The sequence below is a fragment of the Streptomyces sp. NPDC047706 genome, assembly GCF_043204795.1.
Lineage (GTDB): Bacteria > Actinomycetota > Actinomycetes > Streptomycetales > Streptomycetaceae > Streptomyces.
Genome location: NZ_JBIDCW010000042.1, coordinates 18,721 through 34,806 on the forward strand (window position 1 = coordinate 18,721; position 16,086 = coordinate 34,806).

The following is a 16,086-nucleotide window of genomic DNA, read 5'->3' on the forward strand; positions in this document are numbered from 1 at the left end:
CCGGCGGGGGCGGCCGCCCCCGCGGGACGGGCGGGGGGCGTGTGGTGGTGGCCCGGGCTGCGGGGGGCGGCCCGCGGGGCCCGCCGGGGGGGGCCCCCGGGGGGGCCCCCCGGCCGTCGGCGCGCGCCAGGGGCCGTGTTCGGGGCGCTACACCGCCATCAGCGGAGCGTCCTCTCTCCACTTGAGGATCTTGTCGAAGCTCACCACGGCCCCGTCCCGGCCAGGGTTGTTGCCGATGTGGACGTGGTCGGCGAGCTCCTCGATGAGGCACAGGCCGCGGCCGTGCTCGGCGTCGGGGCGGGCGGGCAGTGGACGGGGATGGGGGCGGGTGAACCCCGGCCCGGAGTCGGTGACCTCGATGCGGCACTTCTCGCCGTCGAGGTAGGCGGTGACCCGGTACGCCCCGGTGGAGACGCCGTGCGCGGTGTCCCCGCCGTGTTCCACGGCGTTGGCGCAGGCCTCGGTGAGGGCGACGGAAAGGTCGTAGGAGACGTCGGGGTCGACACCCGCCGTCTCCATCGTGCCGAGCAGCAGGCGCCGGGCGAGCGGCACGCTCGCGGCGTCGCGCCGCAGATGGAGTGACCACCAGATGCTCATGCTCCAGCCTCCTGGCCGCGGCTCGACATACCGTTACGTATTACCGCCCGTACGCGTATGTAAGCGCGGAATCAACGTGATGCCGCCCATACGGGGGATGTGCCGAGGGTGGCGACGGTGTATGTGAGGCATGAGTGTTCCGGATGGGTGACCGGCGATAGCAGCCGCACCGGGCAGGACGGCACAGAGGAGGACCTTCCGGAGCGTACGGAATCTTGCGGACCTGCCGTATGGCCGCCATAAGAGCAGTGCGATGATGAGGCCGCCATGTCTGCCCCCCGCCCGCGCACAGCGCACCCCGGAGCCGGGCTCCGGATCCCGCGGGCCGCGGTCTTCGCCGCGGTCTGCGTCGTGCTGTCCGGGGCCGGGCACGCCATCGCCTCCTGCGCCGCCGTTCCGCTGTGGACGCTGGGCGCGGGATTCCTGGGCGTGCTCCTGGTCGCGGCGCCGCTCGCCGGGCGGGAGCGCTCGCTGCCGGGGATCACCGCGCTGCTGGCGGTCGGGCAGACCGTGCTGCACACGGTGTTCGGGCTGGGCCAGCACGCCGCGGCCGCGGCGTCCGAGGCCGCGCAGGCCGACGCGACGCTGGTCGCGCAGGCCGCGCGGCTCGTGTGCGGGAGCACCGCGGCGGCGATCAGCCCGGCGCAGGCTCAGCGGATCCTGGTGGAGGCCCGGGTCCATCAGGGCGGCGATTCGGGTGCGCACGCCGTGCACCACCCCGCCGACGCCATGTCCACGGCCGTCGGCTCCCCCGCCGCACAGCTTCCGTCCCTGCCGATGCTGCTCGGCCATGTCCTCGCGGCGGTCGTCGCGGGCTGGCTGCTGCGTCGCGGTGACCTCGCTCTGCTGCGGATCACAGAACTCTCAGCGCTCTCGGCGCATTCGATCGCGGAGGGCTCGCTCGTACGATCCCTGCGCGCGGCGTTCGCGCTGGCGCGCGCCCTGCATGCCGGGCTCCCGGCGGCGCCCGACGCCCGTGCGCGTCTTCGGCGCGCCCCCGCACGCGGCGTCCCTGAGCCTCGTACCACCGCACTCCAGCACACCGTGATCCGGCGCGGGCCGCCCGCCACCGTGCTCGTTCTCGCCGCCTGACGCGACGCGCCGCCGCTTCCTTTCCGTGGACCGCCGCCGTCGCGCGGCACGCGCGTGTACCCGCCTGCCGGCGAACGACCTTCGGCAGGCCCGCTGATCGGCGATGCCCGCAACGGGCACCTCCCCGCGCGCGTACCCCTCCTCACCAACGGAACCCTCACTCGAAGTGGAGTGCTCATCCCCATGAAGGCCTACCGTCTCGCCGCCGCCGGTGCCGTCGCCGCCTCGGCCGTCGTCGTCCTGTCCGCCCCCGCCTTCGCGCACGTCACCGTGCAGCCGGACGGCGAGGCCGCCAAGGGCGGTTACGCGGTCGTCGACTTCAAGGTCCCCAACGAGCGCGACAACGCCTCGACCACCAAGCTGGAGATCAGCTTCCCGACCGAGCACCCGCTCTCCTCGGTCATGCCCGAGCCGGTGCCGGGCTGGAAGGTCCAGGTCACCAAGTCCAAGCTGGACAAGCCCATCGAGTCGCACGGCCACCAGATCACCGAGGCGGTCAGCAAGATCACCTGGACCGCCACCGGCAAGGGCGTCGAGCCGGGCTACTTCCAGAAGTTCCCCGTCTCCGTGGGCGCGCTGCCCGAGGACGCCGACGAAATGGTCTTCAAGGCGATCCAGACCTACTCCAACGACGAGGTCGTGCGCTGGATCGAGGTGCCCCAGGAGGGCCAGGAGGAGCCGGAGAACCCGGCGCCGGTGCTGGAGCTGTCCGCCGCGAAGGACGACCACCACGGCTCTGCCGGGCCCGAGAAGGACTCCGAGGAGCCCGCCGCCGACGCCTCGGCCGCCGCCAAGACCACCACCGAGGCCGCTGAGCCGGCCGACAGCACCGACACCACCGCCCGTGTCCTGGGCGTCGTCGGCATCGTCGTCGGCGCGGCCGGCGTGGCGTACGGCGTGCTGGCCGGGCGCCGGCGCGGCACCGCCGCCTGACGCCTCCCGCTCCGACGGTGTGCGCCGCAAGGCGTACGGCACACGGGTCCACCCACGGGTGACGCGCTTGCCGTACGCCACCGGCGCATGCCGGAGACCTCACATCTGGGACATTTCACTATGCGTAAGAAGACGTTCGCGGCGGCCGCGCTGATCGCGGCCGCCACCCTGACCCTGTCCGCCTGCGGGGGCGGAGCGGACGACGGCGGTTCGCCCGTCGCCGTGGTCTCCGAGGAGGGTGGCGACGCCAAGGCGGCCACCGTCCTCGACCAGCCGTTCGAGAAGCCGGATCTGGTGCTGACGGACACGAAGGGCCGGAAGTACGACCTGCGCGAGGAGACGGCGGGCAGGCCGACGCTGATCTACTTCGGCTACACCAACTGCCCCGACGTGTGCCCGCTGACCATGAACAACATCGCCGTCGCCAAGACCAAGCTGCCCAAGGCGCAGCAGGACGAGCTGCGGATCGTGTTCGTCACCACCGACCCGGACCGGGACACCCCCGCCGCGCTCGGCACGTGGCTCAAGGGCATCGACCCGCAAGCCGTCGGCCTGTCCGGCGACTTCGCGACCATCCAGGCCGCCGCCCGCACGCTCGGCATCTCCATCGAGCCGCCGCACAAGGAGAAGGGCAAGATCGTCTCCACGCACGGCACCCAGGTCGTCGCCTTCTCCCCGAAGACCGACGCGGGTTACGTCCTGTACGGCGAGGACGCCACCGTCGACGACTACATCAAGGACCTCCCCAAGCTGGCCGAGGGGGAGAAGCCGTGAGGCGCACGACCGTGGCGGCGGCCCTGCTGACGGGTGCGCTGATGCTCACGGGCTGCGGCCGGGACTCCGCGCCCGACGTCTCCGTCAGCGCCGCCTACATGCCGCAGCCCGTCTCGGACTCGATGGCGGCCGGTTTTCTGACCATCGCCAACAAGGGCGGTACGGACGACGAGTTGACGTCCGTGACCAGCGACATCGGCGAGGTGACCGTGCACGAGACGGTCCACTCCGCGATGCGGGAGGTCAAGGAACTGCCGGTGCCCGCGCACGGTGAACTCGTGCTGGAGAGCGGCGGGAACCACCTGATGTTCGAGAACCTCAAGCGCAGGCCGAAGCAGGGCGAGACGGTCTCCGTCGAACTGCGCTTCGCCGATTCCGGCACGGTCACGGTGAAGATGCCGGTGAAGTCCGCCACGTACACCCCGGATTCCGGGCACTGAGGGAGGGACCACCTTGACACCGACCATCGCTCCCCGCGTCCGGAGCCTGGTGCTGCTGATCCTGGCCGCGGCCGGACTGCTCCTCGGCGGCGCCGGGACCGCCTCCGCGCATGCCGCGCTGACCGGCAGCGATCCCCAGCAGGGGGCGGTGGTCGACAAGGCTCCGGCACAGGTCTCGCTCACCTTCTCCGAGGCGGTGTCGCTCTCCGACGACTCGCTCCAGGTGCTCGACCCCAAGGGCGGGCGGGCCGACACCGGCGGGGCGAGCAACGTCAGCGGCACGACGTACGCCGTGAAACTCCACTCGGGCCTGCCCGACGGGACCTACACGGTGGCCTACCAGGTGGTGTCCGCCGACAGCCATCCCGTCGCCGGTGCCTACACCTTCTCCATCGGCGCGCCCTCGTCGACCTCCGTGTCGGTGGCGGACCGGACGGCCGGGGGCGGGGCCGTCGGCTGGCTGTACGGGATCGGGCGGTACGTGTCGTACGCCGGGTTCGTCGTGCTGGCCGGTGGGGCGGCCTTCGTGCTGGCCTGCTGGCCGCTCGGGGCGGGTGTGCGAGCCGTCCAGCGCCTCGTCGTCTCTGGGTGGGTGGCGCTCACCGCGGCGACCATGGGGCTGCTGCTGCTGCGCGGCTCGTACACGCTCTCCGGCTCGCTCGGCGACGTCTTCGACCTCGATCTGCTCGGCCAGGTGCTGCAGACCAAGACGGGTGCGGCACTCGTCTCACGGCTGCTGCTGCTCGCCGCCGCGGCGTTGTTCATCGCCGTGCTCTTCGGGGCGTACGAGAAGCGGGACGAGGACGAGAAGCGGGACCTGACGTTCGGGCTGGCGCTCGGCGGTGGTGTCGTGGCCGCGGGGATCGCCGCGTCCTGGGCGATGGCCGAGCACGCGTCGACCGGCATCCAGCCCGGTGTCGCGATGCCGGTCGACGTCATCCACCTGCTGGCGGTGGCTGCGTGGCTCGGTGGGCTGAGCGCGCTGCTGGTGTCGCTGTACCGGGCTCCGGCGCAAACCCCGCTGGAGTCCGCCGCGGTACGGCGCTTCTCCCAGGTCGCCTTCGGCAGCGTGATCGCGCTGGTCGCGACCGGCCTCTACCAGTCGTGGCGACAGGTCGGCTCCTGGTCGGCGCTCACGGGGACGCGGTACGGGCAATTGCTGCTGGTCAAGGTGGCGCTGGTGGTGCTGCTGGTGGGCGTGGCGTGGATCTCACGGCGGTGGACCGGTCAGCTGGCGGACACCATGACCGCGGGAGCGGCGGCGAAGCGGCGGGAGCGGGAAAGCACCAAGGCCGGCGCACGGTCGGCATCGGGATCGGGTTCGGGTTCGGGTTCGGGAGGCTCCAAGCGGGGCGGGGACTCCAAGCAGGCCGGGAACTCCCAGCGAGCCGCCCAGCTCGCGCGGCAGCGCGCCGCCGTCGACACGGCCCGGCAGAAGCGGGAGCGGGACGCCGACCCCAGCCGTTACGGTCTGCGCCGTTCCGTGCTGGCCGAGGCCGGCGTCGCTGTCGTCCTGCTCGCGGTGACGACGGCGCTGACGGCCACCGAGCCGGGGCGCACGGTGGAGGAGGCCGAGGCGGCCGCCGCGTCCTCCGCGTCCTCCGCGTCCTCCTCGTCCGCCGCGTCCTCGGCCACCGGGGTGGTCACCCTGGACATGCCCTTCGACGCGGGCGGCACGGACGGCAAGGGCGTCGTACGCATCGACATCGACCCCGCGCGGGTCGGCGCCAACGAGATGCACGTCTACGTCCAGCGCCCCAACGGGCGGGCCTTCGACATCCCCGAGGTGAAGGTCGCCTTCACCCTGAAGTCCAAGAACGTGGGGCCGCTGCCCGTGGTCCCCGACCACATCACCACCGGGCACTGGTCGGCGAGCGGGGTGCAGATCCCCATGGCGGGCGAATGGGAGATCGCCGCGACCGTGCGGACCTCCGACATCGACCAGGTGACCGTCTCCAAGAACGCGCAGATCGGCTGAACATCATCATGGCTGAGCAGATGGCCGACCAGACGGCCGACCACCGGGCCGTCCCGCGGACGCGCCCTGCCGGGACGCCTCCCCAGGGGGCCGCTCCGCAGAACGCGTCCCCTGAGGAGGGCATCTCACGGCGGACGCTGCTCGGTACCGCCGGCGCCACCGGGCTGGTCCTCGGTGCCACGGGCGGCGCCGTCGGCTACGCCGCGGCACCCGCGCAGGTCACGCCGCTCACCTCAGTGGGCGCCGATCAGGTGATGTTTCACGGGAAACATCAGCCCGGGATCACCACGCCGATGCAGGCGCGGGGCCATGTCGTCGCCTTCGACCTCGCCGTCGGCGCGGGTCGCAAGGAGGCCGCCGCACTGCTGCGCCGCTGGTCGGAAACGGCCCGCCGGCTGATGGCGGGCGAGCCCGCGAAGGACGGCGACACGAGTGTGGCGCAGGATGCCGGCCCCTCGTCGCTGACGATCACCTTCGGGTTCGGGCACAGCTTCTTCGGCCGTACGGGTCTGGAGAAGCAGCGCCCGGCCGCCCTCGACCCGCTTCCCCCCTTCTCCTCCGACCAGCTCGACCGGGCGCGCAGCGACGGCGACCTGTGGGTGCAGATCGGCGCGAACGACGCCCTGGTCGCGTTCCACGCCCTGCGCGCGATCCAGAAGGACGCGGGCGGCGCGGCACGGGTCCGGTGGCAGATGAACGGCTTCAACCGGTCGCCGGGGGCCACGGCCCACCCCATGACGGCCCGCAATCTCATGGGGCAGATCGACGGGACACGCAATCCCAAGCCGGCGGAGCCCGACTTCGACCGGCGGATCTTCGTGCCGGAGTCCGGTGCGTCCGACCCGGCCTGGATGGCGGCCGGCTCCTACGTCGTCGTACGCCGTATCCGCATGCTCCTCGACGACTGGGAGCGGCTCTCGCTCAAGGAGCAGGAGGACGTCATCGGGCGGCGCAAGTCCGACGGGGCGCCGCTGTCCGGCGGCACCGAGACGGCCGCGATGGACCTGGAGAAGACGGACGCCGAGGGCAGTCTGGTCGTCCCGATCAACGCGCACGCGCGGATCAGCCGGCCCGACCAGAACGGGGGTGCGGCGATGCTCCGCCGCCCGTTCTCGTACCACGACGGCTTCGACGGGGACGGGGCTCCGGACGCCGGTCTGCTGTTCATCTGCTGGCAGGCGGATCCGTTGCGCGGCTTCGTGACCGTGCAGCGCAAGCTGGACCGGGGGGACGCGCTGTCGCGGTTCGTCCGGCACGAGGCGAGCGGGCTGTTCGCCGCGCCGGGCGGGGCGGCGGAGGGAGAGTACGTAGGGCAGGTGTTGCTGGAGGGGTGAACGGTGCCCTTGGGGCGCCAAGGGTGCGGGTCGGTCCGTGTGCGGACCTCGCAAGGGGCGTGTTCACTCACGGGAGGGGCTCTCGTGAGACGCACGAGCCGGGTGCGCGGAGGCCCATTAGGGTGAGGGCATGCCAGCGAGCTATGCGTATCTCGGTCCCGAGGGCACCTTCACCGAAGTCGCTCTTCGCACGCTGCCGGAGGCGGCGACCCGCGAACTGATGCCGTACGTGTCCGTGCAGTCCGCTCTGGACGCGGTGCGCGTCGGTGAGGCCGAGGCCGCGTTCGTGCCGATCGAGAACTCCGTCGAGGGCGGCATCACCACGACCCTCGACGAACTCGTCGCGGGCGAGCCGCTGATGATCTACCGCGAGGTGCTGCTCTCGATCACCTTCGCGCTGCTGGTCAGGCCGGGCACCTCGCTGTCGGACATCAAGACGGTCTCGGCGCACCCGGCGGCCCAGCCGCAGGTGCGCAACTGGCTGCGGAAGAACCTCCCGGACGCGACCTGGGAGTCGGCCGCCTCGAACGCGGATGCCGCCCGCCTCGTCCAGGAGGGGCAGTACGACGCCGCCTTCGCGGGCGAGTTCGCGGCCGCCCGGTACGGCCTGACGGCCCTGGAGACCGGGATCCACGACGCGGAGAACGCGCAGACCCGGTTCGTGCTGGTCGGCCGTCACGCCCGGCCCGCCGCGCCGACCGGCGCGGACAAGACCTCGGTCGTGATCTGGCAGCGCGACGACCACCCCGGCGGCCTGCGCGACCTGCTGGGCGAGTTCGCCACACGCGGCATCAACCTGATGCTGCTCCAGTCCCGGCCCACCGGCGCCGGCATCGGCAACTACTGCTTCTGCATCGACGCCGAGGGCCACATCTCCGACCGCCGCGTCGCCGAGGCCATGATGGGACTCAAGAGGATCTGCCTCCAGGTGCGTTTCCTCGGCTCCTACCCCCGCGCGGACGTGAGGCCCGGGGATGTCCGGCGTCCGCTTCCCGGCACGTCGGACGACGAGTTCACGGCGGCGGCGGACTGGGTGGCCCGGTGCCAGGACGGCCGGTTCTAGCCGGTACCGTTGGTCCTACCTGCATATTTGCGTTATCCACAGGCGTTATCCACAGGTCCGCATCTCGACCTGGGGACAAGTCGACAGCGGGATGCGACCTTGTCGACAAATCGCCCTCCAAGACCTCTCGACGTCCACCGGCAGGCAGGTCACCCTTCGTCCACTCTTTTCCTTGGGTCAACCCTTTGGAGCGACGTATTTCCACTCGAAAGTGAGCGTAAGGGACGTATGCCACGGGAATCCAAAGATCCATAAGGATCCTTCGGATTGATCAATTCCGAATCCACAGATCTCCCACACACCCTGTGGATAACTTTTCGGAGGATGCGGACCCCTGTGGACAACCCAGATCCCAAGTCCCGCTCCCCACAAGGCAATCCAGTCAACCGGCCACCCGCAGGCCGCCCCGATCAAGGGATCGTCAAGATCCTTATTGACGAGAGCGTACAACCAAGGGCAATTACGGCATAACGGCACGTAATCCACGGCACGGAATAGTGAGTCGTGGGCGCTCACCCCGCACCGGTAGCCTTGAGCGCGTGATTGACCTTCGCCTGCTTCGTGAGGACCCCGACCGTGTGCGCGCCTCCCAGCGTGCCCGTGGAGAGGACGTCGCGCTCGTCGACGCTCTCCTGTCTGCAGACGAGCGGCGCAGGTCGTTGGGCGTCCGCTTCGACGAGCTGCGCAACGAGCAGAAGGGCCTCGGCAAGCTCATCGGCAAGGCATCCGGCGACGAGAAGGCCGAACTGCTGAAGAAGGCCGGTCAGCTCGCCGCCGACGTCAAGGCCGCCGACGCGGAGCGGGACGCGGCCGACGCCGAGACCCAGGAGCTGCTCCAGAAGCTCGGCAACCTCGTCCACCCGGACGTCCCCGTGGGCGGCGAGGAGGACTTCGTCACCCTGGAGACGCACGGCACGATTCGCGACTTCGGCGCCGAGGGCTTCGAGCCCCGGGACCACCTGGAGCTCGGTCAGATCCTGGGCGCGATCGACGTCGAGCGCGGGGCGAAGGTCTCCGGCTCGCGCTTCTACTTCCTCACCGGTGTGGGTGCGCTGCTCGAGCTGGCCCTGGTGAACGCCGCGATGGCGCAGGCCACCGCGGCCGGCTTCACGCCGATGCTCACCCCGGCGCTGGTGCGCCCGCAGTCGATGGCCGGCACCGGCTTCCTCGGCCAGGCCGCCCAGGACGTCTACCACCTCGCGAGCGACGACCTCTACCTCGTCGGCACCTCCGAGGTCCCGCTCGCCGCGTACCACATGGACGAGATCCTCGACTCCGGCAAGCTCCCGCTGCGCTACGCGGGCTTCTCGCCCTGCTTCCGCCGCGAGGCCGGCTCGCACGGCAAGGACACCCGGGGCATCTTCCGTGTGCACCAGTTCGACAAGGTCGAGATGTTCTCGTACGTCGCTCCCGAGGACTCGCAGGCCGAGCACCAGCGCCTGCTGGAGTGGGAGAAGCAGTGGCTGACGTCGCTGGAGCTGCCGTTCCGCGTGATCGACGTCGCCTCCGGCGACCTGGGCGCCTCGGCCTCGCGCAAGTTCGACTGCGAGGCGTGGATCCCGACGCAGGGCAAGTACCGCGAGCTGACCTCGACCTCGGACTGCACCGAGTTCCAGTCGCGCCGCCTGTCGATCCGTATGCGCGAGGACAAGAAGGTGCGGCCGCTGGCGACGCTCAACGGCACCCTGTGCGCCGTGCCCCGGACGATCGTGGCGATCCTGGAGAACCACCAGCAGGCCGACGGCTCCGTGCGCGTGCCCGACGTGCTGCGGCCGTACCTGGGCGGCCGGGAGGTCCTGGAACCGGTGGCCAAGTGAGCGACACGGCTCCCGCCGCCGGGTTCCCGTACCGGCTGATCGCCACCGACCTCGACGGCACGCTCCTGCGCTCCGACGAGTCGGTCTCGCGACGCACCCGGGACGCGCTCACCGCGGCCACCGCGGCGGGCGCCGCGCACATCGTCGTCACCGGGCGCGCGGTCCCGTGGACCCGGCACATACTCGACGACCTCGGCTACACCGGCCTCGCCGTCTGCGGCCAGGGCGCACAGGTGTACGACGCCGGCGAGCACCGTCTGCTGACGTCGGTGACCCTGGACCGGCAGCTGGCGGGCGTGGCTCTGGCCAAGATCGAGGCGGAGACCGGACCGCTGTATCTGGCGGCGAGCCGCGACGGCCTGGACGGTGAGGTGCTGGTCGGACCGGGCTACGCGCTTCAGGGCGGGCTTCCGGCGACACCCTTCACGGAGGCGGCGGACCTCTGGTCGGCGCCGCTGAACAAGATCTACATCCAGCATCCGACCCTCACGGACGACGAGCTCGCGGACGTCGCCCAGCGGGCCGCGGGCGGCTTCGTCACCGTCACCATGGCCGGCCAGGGCATCGTCGAGCTCCTCCCCCTCGGCCTCTCCAAGGCGACGGGGCTGTCGCTGGCGGCTCGGCGTCTGGGCATGAAGGCCGCGGACACCATCGCCTTCGGAGACATGCCCAACGACATCCCGATGTTCGCCTGGGCGGCGCGGGGCGTGGCCATGGCCAACGCGCACGAGGACCTGCGGGCAGTGGCCGACGAGGTGACCGCGTCCAACGAGGAGGACGGGATCGCGGTGGTGGTGGAGCGGTTGCTGGAGGCGTCGGCGGCGGCATCCGCCTCGTCGTCGGCTCGGCCTGGAGCCGGTTCTGCGTAGTAGGGGTTCTGCGTAGTAGGAGTTCGCCGTCGTAGGAGTTCGCCGTCGTAGGAGTTCGCCGTCGTAGGAGTTCGCCGTCGTAGGAGTTCGCCGTCGTAGGAGTTCTGCGTAGTAGGAGTTCGCCGTCGTAGGGGTTCAGTCGGAAGCGGGACCGCTTGGCGCCGGTGGGGGTGCGGTGTCCGTGCCGGTCCCGGTGACGGTCCGGTGTGGCGGAGGATGCACGGATCGAACGTGCGCGGGCTTTTCAGACCCGACCACGGCTCAGCAAGCCGGTGCCTTACCACTCGGCCAATCCTCCGGGTGGGCGGCCCACGCGAGAGCGACATCGCGTGCTCGAAGCGGCCGCCCCGGGCAGCTCCCCGTGCGGGGCGGCTCCGCGGAGCGGTGGCGACTACTCCGAGGTCCGCCGCAGGCTGCCCTGACGGGAGCGGGACGTACTGCCGTGCAGGGACATCGTCCGGCTCCTCTCCCAGTGGGTGGCGCCGGATCGATCCGGCGTCGTGGACACAGCCACTGTGCCCGTACGCCGAGTTGGGCGCCACTGATTAAAGAGGGGCGCCGAAGTGGGCTACCGCCGGCGCCACCGACGCCGGCGGACCTTGCTGAAGAACCATCCGGCGGGCGGTTCGTCGGAGCGCCACGGCTGCGGCTCGGGCGCCTCGCGGCGCCATCGCTCGGCGAGCATCCGGGCCCGGGCGGAGGGCTCGGCGGTGTCGGCGGCGCGGACGAAGTCCTCGTCAAGAACCAGGTCGTCCCAGCCGGCGTCCACCTGGTCACCGGACTGCCCGCGGTCCTCGTGCTGCGGCGTCTCGCCTGCCATGTCCGCTCCTCCCGGCCGCGCGTCCCCCGTACGGCCTCGTTCGCCAGGTGCCGTTCCGCCCAGTGTGACCGGAACGAGGTGAAGCCCCCGTCAAGAACGAGGGCCTCACCGTGCGTCGTCGCCCGGTCCTGTCACTCCTCCCCGGCCAGCGTCAGGGACCGCAGTTTCTGCCCGGCGTACCAGGTGGCGAGGACGGTGACCACGATCAGCAGCACCGTCGCCGTCGTCAGCCCGACGTCGGACGTCACCAGCTCACCGTCGCCGACCCTGTGGGCCACGGCCAGCGACCACTGCTGGACGCTGAGCGTGCGCGCACCGGCCACCAGCGAGCCGAACAGCGCCTCCCAGACCAGCGCGTAGACCAGGCCGAACACCACCGCGTGCCGGGACACCGTGCCGAGCAGCAGGAACAGCGCGGCGTAGGCGATGGAGGCGACCAGCGCGGCCACCGTGTAGGCGACGGCGACCTGCTGGCCGTTGCCGTTCAGGATGAAGCCGGCGATCAGCGTGGGCACCGCCGAGAACACCATCGTCACCGCGATCGCCACGATCAGCTTGGTGAAGATGATCGTCGGCCGCTTCACGGGCTTGGACAGCAGATACACCACCGAGCCGTCGTCGATCTCCGGGCCGATCGCGCCCGTGCCCGCGATGACGCCGATGATCGGCACCATCGTGGCCAGCGCCAGGCCGCCCAGCAGGTCGGCGGCGGTCTGGTCGTCGGCGCCGGCGAGGGCGCGCACGACCACGGAGATCGCGATCAGCAGCAGGGGAAGGGCAGCGAGGATGAGGGCACGGCGCCGGCCGAGCAGGGCCCGGTAGGTGAGCCGGGCGACTGTGGGGTCGTACATTCTTCGGCCTCCTACGCCGTGACCAGGTACGAGAACACGGACTCGAGGGACTCGTCGGACGGCGAGACCGTCAGCAGACGGATGCCGTGGTCCCGGGCCACCCGCGGGAGCAGGGCGGTGAAGCGGCCGAAGTCGACGGCCTGGATGCGCAACGCGCCCTCGGTCCGGTCCACTTCGATGCCGGAGGTCGACGGGTCGGCGATCAGAGCGGCCGCGAGGGCGCGGTCGTCGCTGGAGCGCACCAGGTAGCGGTGCGGCCGGTCGGTCATCAGGCGGCGGATCTTGCGGAAGTCGCCGCTTGCCGCGTGGCGTCCGGCGACCACGACCTCGATGTGCCAGGCGAGCTGCTCGACCTCTTCGAGAATGTGGGAGGAGAACAGCACCGTGCGGCCCTCGTCGCCCATCCGCCGCAGCAGGTCCATCAGCTGCATGCGCTGGCGCGGGTCCATGCCGTTGAAGGGCTCGTCGAGCAGGAGCAGTGACGGCTCGTGGACCAGGGCGGACGCCATCTTCACGCGCTGGCGCATGCCCTTGGAGTACGTGGCGATCTTGCGGTCCTGCGCGTACTCCATCTCGACCGTGGCGAGGGCCTTCTGGGCCGCCTTCGCGCCGAGGCCGTGCAGTTCGGCGTTGGCGACGACGAACTCGCGGCCGGTGAGGAAGTCGTACATCGCCTCGCGCTCGGGGACGATGCCGATCTGCTGGTAGATCTTCTCGTTGCGCCACACCTGCCGGCCGTCGAGGGTGACGGTGCCGGTGGAGGGGGCGAGGAAGCCGCCCATCATGTTGATCAGGGTGGACTTTCCGGCGCCGTTGGGGCCGAGCAGGCCGGTGACGCCGGGGCCGATCGTCATGGTGATGTCGTTGACGGCGACCACGTTGCCGAACCAGCGGGAGACATGGTCGATGGAGAGCGTGGTCACAGTCCCACCTTCTTGTAGCGGCGGATCAGGAGGCCGTAGCTCGCGGCGATGAGACCGAGGGCGGCGACGACGTAGACGACGCCCTCGCCGTTGGTGGGGCCGACACCGCCGGGGAACGCCGATTGCGCGCCGAGGAAGGCGGACTGCACGCCGTCGATGAGGGTGATCGGCGAGAAGAGGCCGATCCAGGCGATGGAGCCGGAGGTGCCCTGCGCGTCGGCGATGGCCTGCAGTGTGGACACGGCGCCGTAGGAGATGGTCAGCACGGCGATCACGGCAGCGATGCCGAAGCCGCGCCGCGGCGTCACCGACGCGATGACCAGGCCGATGCCGGCGAAGAGCAGTGAGAGCAGTGCCACGGAGACGAGTCCCTGTGCGAATCCCTTGGTCTGGTCCGCGAAGTCGAGTTCGGCCAGCAGCGCGCCCACGTAGAGGACGAGCAGCGGGGCGGCGGTGAGGATGAACAGCGCCGAGGCCAGGGCCGCGTACTTCGCGCGCACGTAGTCCGCGGTCTCGATGGGCCGCGAGAAGTACAGCGGCACGGTCTTGAAACGCAGGTCGCGCGAGACGGACTGGGGGGCCTGCGAGGCGATGTACAGGCTGATGACGGCCTGCATGATGATCGCGTAGCGCGTGTAGTCCACAGGCAGGTCGTTGGCCTTGGTGGCGACCGCGACGGCGACCATGATGGCCGCGGGCACGCACATCACCACGAACAGCAGCATCGGCAGCACCTTGGACTTCACCGAACGGCCGAGGCCGTAGGAGCCGCGCAGGGACTGCGAGTAGAGGGACCGGCGGGCGTAGGCGCGGCCCAGGCGCGGGCCGTCGTACGTGCGGTAGCCGATGTTGTGGATGCGGGTCTGGTCACCCGGCGCCGTGGGTACGGGCTGCTCAACCGCCATGGCGGACGGCCTCCTTCCGCTGCTCGTCGGTGTCGGTTCCGGTGTCCGTGCCGGTGTCCGTGCCGGTGTCGGTTCCGGTGTCCGTGCCGGTGTCGGTTCCGGTGTCCGTGCCGGTGTCGGTTCCGGTGTCCGTGCCGGTCGTGAAGACCTCCGAGATCTGGTGCCGGCGCTGCTCCATGCGGACCAGGCCCAGACCGAGGTCGGCGACCGTGTCGCGGACCAGGTCGTAGGTCTCCTCGCCCTGCGCGGTGAGCAGCAGGACGTGGCCGGCGCCGGGCAGTCCGCTGCCGGCGGCGACGGTCACCCCGCGCGCGTGGAGCGCGTCGCGCACCGCGCGGGTGCCGTCCGGGTGCTCGTCGGTGTCGGTGACCTCGATGGCGAGGGTCGTCGTGGTCTGCGTGAACTCCGTGGTGGAGCTGGAGCGCAGCAGCTTGCCGCCGTCTACCACGACCACGTGGTCGCAGGTGCGCTCCAGTTCGCCCAGCAGGTGCGAGGTGACCAGCACGGAGATGCCGAAGTCGGTGTAGATGCGGCGGATCAGGCCGAGCATCTCGTCACGGCCGACCGGGTCGAGGCCGTTCGTCGGCTCGTCGAGGAAGACCAGCTGCGGGTCGTGGACCAGGGCCTGGGCCAGCTTGACGCGCTGCTTCATGCCCGTCGAGTAGCCCCCGACGGGGCGGTAGCGTTCCTCGTACAGGCCGACGTGGCGCAGGGTGTCCGCGGTGCGTTCGCGCGCGGCGGTGGGCGGCAGGCCGGACATGCGCGCCATGTGGACGACGAACTCGGTGGCCGAGACGTCGGGCGGCAGACAGTCGTGCTCCGGCATGTACCCCACGCGCTCGCGGATGGCGGCGCCCTGGGTGGCGACATCGAGTCCGAGCACTTCGGCGCGGCCCTCGGTGGCGGGGGACAGACCCAGCAGGATCTTGATCAGTGTGGACTTGCCGGCTCCATTGGCTCCGACGAGTCCGGTCACACCGGGCCCGACGTCCACGGAGAGCCGGTCAAGCGCGGTCACCCGGGGGAACCGCTTGCTCAGGCTTTCGGTCGCGATCACAGTCACATCCACGACGGTAGTGATGAGCGCCACGCAAGTCGTCAGACCCCAGAGCCGTCTTCACGTCACCCTTGAGTATTACGGGGCCCTGAGGGTCACCCTGAGGGCCGAACCGCGCGTCACGAGTTGTCCACATCCGTGCGGTCGTCCACAGGCTCGCCCACTCCTATTGACGCAGCCTCTAACAACTGTCACATTCACCGATGTCAAGTTACGAGCACGTACCGCTACCGGTGGGACAGGGTGCCATGGCGACGGCAGTGACCAGTCAACGCTCGGCGGAGCTGCGCGGGTTCCGCAAGGTGCAGCGCCTCGCCTACGAGTGCGCGGAGGATGTGGCCGCCCAGCTGAAGCCTGGCGTGACCGAGCGTGAGGCGGCGCGGATGCAGCGTTGAGCCTAGACACCCCAATGATCACGGAGCCCGTGCCTGCTCTGCTGTGCACCCCAACCGGTAGCGGCCGACCAACCGCACGTCTCCGGAACTTGATCAAGCCCTGCCCGGCGACTCACCGGAGCAACTGCGGGGGGCTCGCTCAATGAGCTGTTCCCAGTAACCGTCGGCTACCGTCCGTGAGCACGAGGCGCGTCGCGCGATCCGCGGTATCCCCAAGTCCGGGCAGGCGTAAGGCCCC

General features: G+C 70.8%; 15 protein-coding genes, 1 tRNA gene and 1 pseudogene. 10 read left to right on the forward strand and 7 right to left on the reverse strand.

The window, feature by feature from the left end:
- Positions 1 to 147: 147 nt before the first annotated feature.
- Positions 148 to 597, reverse strand: a complete 450-nt coding sequence (locus tag ACGF8A_RS33170; RefSeq protein ID WP_393114264.1) for an ATP-binding protein — start codon at positions 595 to 597, stop codon at positions 148 to 150.
- 267 nt (positions 598 to 864) lie between these two features.
- On the opposite strand from ACGF8A_RS33170, the gene ACGF8A_RS33175 reads away from it, so the two are divergent.
- The 9 genes from ACGF8A_RS33175 to ACGF8A_RS33215 all read left to right on the forward strand — a co-directional run bounded on the left by ACGF8A_RS33175 (position 865) and on the right by ACGF8A_RS33215 (position 10,897).
- Positions 865 to 1,689: a hypothetical protein gene (locus ACGF8A_RS33175; RefSeq protein WP_393114266.1), complete on the forward strand. Its 825-nt coding sequence runs from the start codon at positions 865 to 867 to the stop codon at positions 1,687 to 1,689.
- A 183-nt stretch (positions 1,690 to 1,872) separates the two neighbouring features.
- A complete protein-coding gene (locus ACGF8A_RS33180) occupies positions 1,873 to 2,622 on the forward strand; it encodes a YcnI family protein (protein ID WP_393114269.1) in 750 nt (249 codons plus the stop codon).
- 120 nt (positions 2,623 to 2,742) lie between these two features.
- Positions 2,743 to 3,396 carry an SCO family protein gene (locus ACGF8A_RS33185; RefSeq protein WP_393114271.1) on the forward strand — a complete coding sequence of 218 codons (654 nt, stop codon included), beginning with the start codon at positions 2,743 to 2,745 and terminating at the stop codon, positions 3,394 to 3,396.
- A 41-nt stretch (positions 3,397 to 3,437) separates the two neighbouring features.
- The gene (locus tag ACGF8A_RS33190) at positions 3,438 to 3,836 is read left to right on the forward strand and encodes a copper chaperone PCu(A)C (protein WP_393114293.1); all 399 of its coding nucleotides are present in this window, start codon (positions 3,438 to 3,440) and stop codon (positions 3,834 to 3,836) included.
- A gap of 13 nt (positions 3,837 to 3,849) precedes the next feature.
- On the forward strand, positions 3,850 to 5,814 hold the full coding sequence (locus ACGF8A_RS33195) for a copper resistance CopC/CopD family protein (protein ID WP_393114274.1): 1,965 nt from the start codon (positions 3,850 to 3,852) through the stop codon (positions 5,812 to 5,814).
- A gap of 20 nt (positions 5,815 to 5,834) precedes the next feature.
- Positions 5,835 to 7,148: an iron uptake transporter deferrochelatase/peroxidase subunit gene (gene efeB / locus ACGF8A_RS33200; protein WP_393114295.1), complete on the forward strand. Its 1,314-nt coding sequence runs from the start codon at positions 5,835 to 5,837 to the stop codon at positions 7,146 to 7,148.
- A 130-nt stretch (positions 7,149 to 7,278) separates the two neighbouring features.
- Positions 7,279 to 8,211 carry a prephenate dehydratase gene (pheA, locus tag ACGF8A_RS33205; protein WP_393114276.1) on the forward strand — a complete coding sequence of 311 codons (933 nt, stop codon included), beginning with the start codon at positions 7,279 to 7,281 and terminating at the stop codon, positions 8,209 to 8,211.
- 539 nt (positions 8,212 to 8,750) lie between these two features.
- Positions 8,751 to 10,028, forward strand: a complete 1,278-nt coding sequence (serS, locus tag ACGF8A_RS33210) for a serine--tRNA ligase (RefSeq protein WP_393114279.1) — start codon at positions 8,751 to 8,753, stop codon at positions 10,026 to 10,028.
- Complete coding sequence (locus ACGF8A_RS33215) at positions 10,025 to 10,897, forward strand: HAD family hydrolase (RefSeq protein ID WP_393114281.1); 873 nt, start codon at positions 10,025 to 10,027, stop codon at positions 10,895 to 10,897. Before serS ends, ACGF8A_RS33215 begins: the two co-directional genes overlap by 4 nt.
- A gap of 207 nt (positions 10,898 to 11,104) precedes the next feature.
- Here the strand turns inward: ACGF8A_RS33215 and ACGF8A_RS33220 are convergent.
- From ACGF8A_RS33220 to ACGF8A_RS33245, 6 genes are all read right to left on the reverse strand, one after another.
- A tRNA-Ser gene (locus ACGF8A_RS33220) sits at positions 11,105 to 11,195 on the reverse strand.
- 270 nt (positions 11,196 to 11,465) lie between these two features.
- A complete protein-coding gene (locus ACGF8A_RS33225; protein WP_393114283.1) occupies positions 11,466 to 11,717 on the reverse strand; it encodes a hypothetical protein in 252 nt (83 codons plus the stop codon).
- Positions 11,718 to 11,848: 131 nt separating this feature from the next.
- Positions 11,849 to 12,568 (reverse strand): ABC transporter permease subunit, encoded by a 720-nt coding sequence (locus tag ACGF8A_RS33230; RefSeq protein ID WP_393114285.1) that lies wholly within the window; start codon positions 12,566 to 12,568, stop codon positions 11,849 to 11,851.
- A gap of 11 nt (positions 12,569 to 12,579) precedes the next feature.
- The gene (locus tag ACGF8A_RS33235; RefSeq protein ID WP_393114287.1) at positions 12,580 to 13,491 is read right to left on the reverse strand and encodes an ABC transporter ATP-binding protein; all 912 of its coding nucleotides are present in this window, start codon (positions 13,489 to 13,491) and stop codon (positions 12,580 to 12,582) included.
- Positions 13,488 to 14,396, reverse strand: coding sequence for an ABC transporter permease (locus ACGF8A_RS33240; RefSeq protein ID WP_393114289.1), 909 nt, complete (start codon positions 14,394 to 14,396; stop codon positions 13,488 to 13,490). Before ACGF8A_RS33240 ends, ACGF8A_RS33235 begins: the two co-directional genes overlap by 4 nt.
- Positions 14,386 to 15,453, reverse strand: coding sequence for an ABC transporter ATP-binding protein (locus tag ACGF8A_RS33245; protein ID WP_393114297.1), 1,068 nt, complete (start codon positions 15,451 to 15,453; stop codon positions 14,386 to 14,388). The genes ACGF8A_RS33240 and ACGF8A_RS33245 overlap by 11 nt, the downstream gene beginning before the upstream one ends.
- Before the next feature lie 248 nt (positions 15,454 to 15,701).
- Here ACGF8A_RS33245 and ACGF8A_RS33250 point away from each other — a divergent pair.
- Positions 15,702 to 15,845, forward strand: a pseudogene (locus ACGF8A_RS33250) (Xaa-Pro aminopeptidase); the annotation flags it as partial.
- Positions 15,846 to 16,086 lie beyond the last annotated feature (241 nt).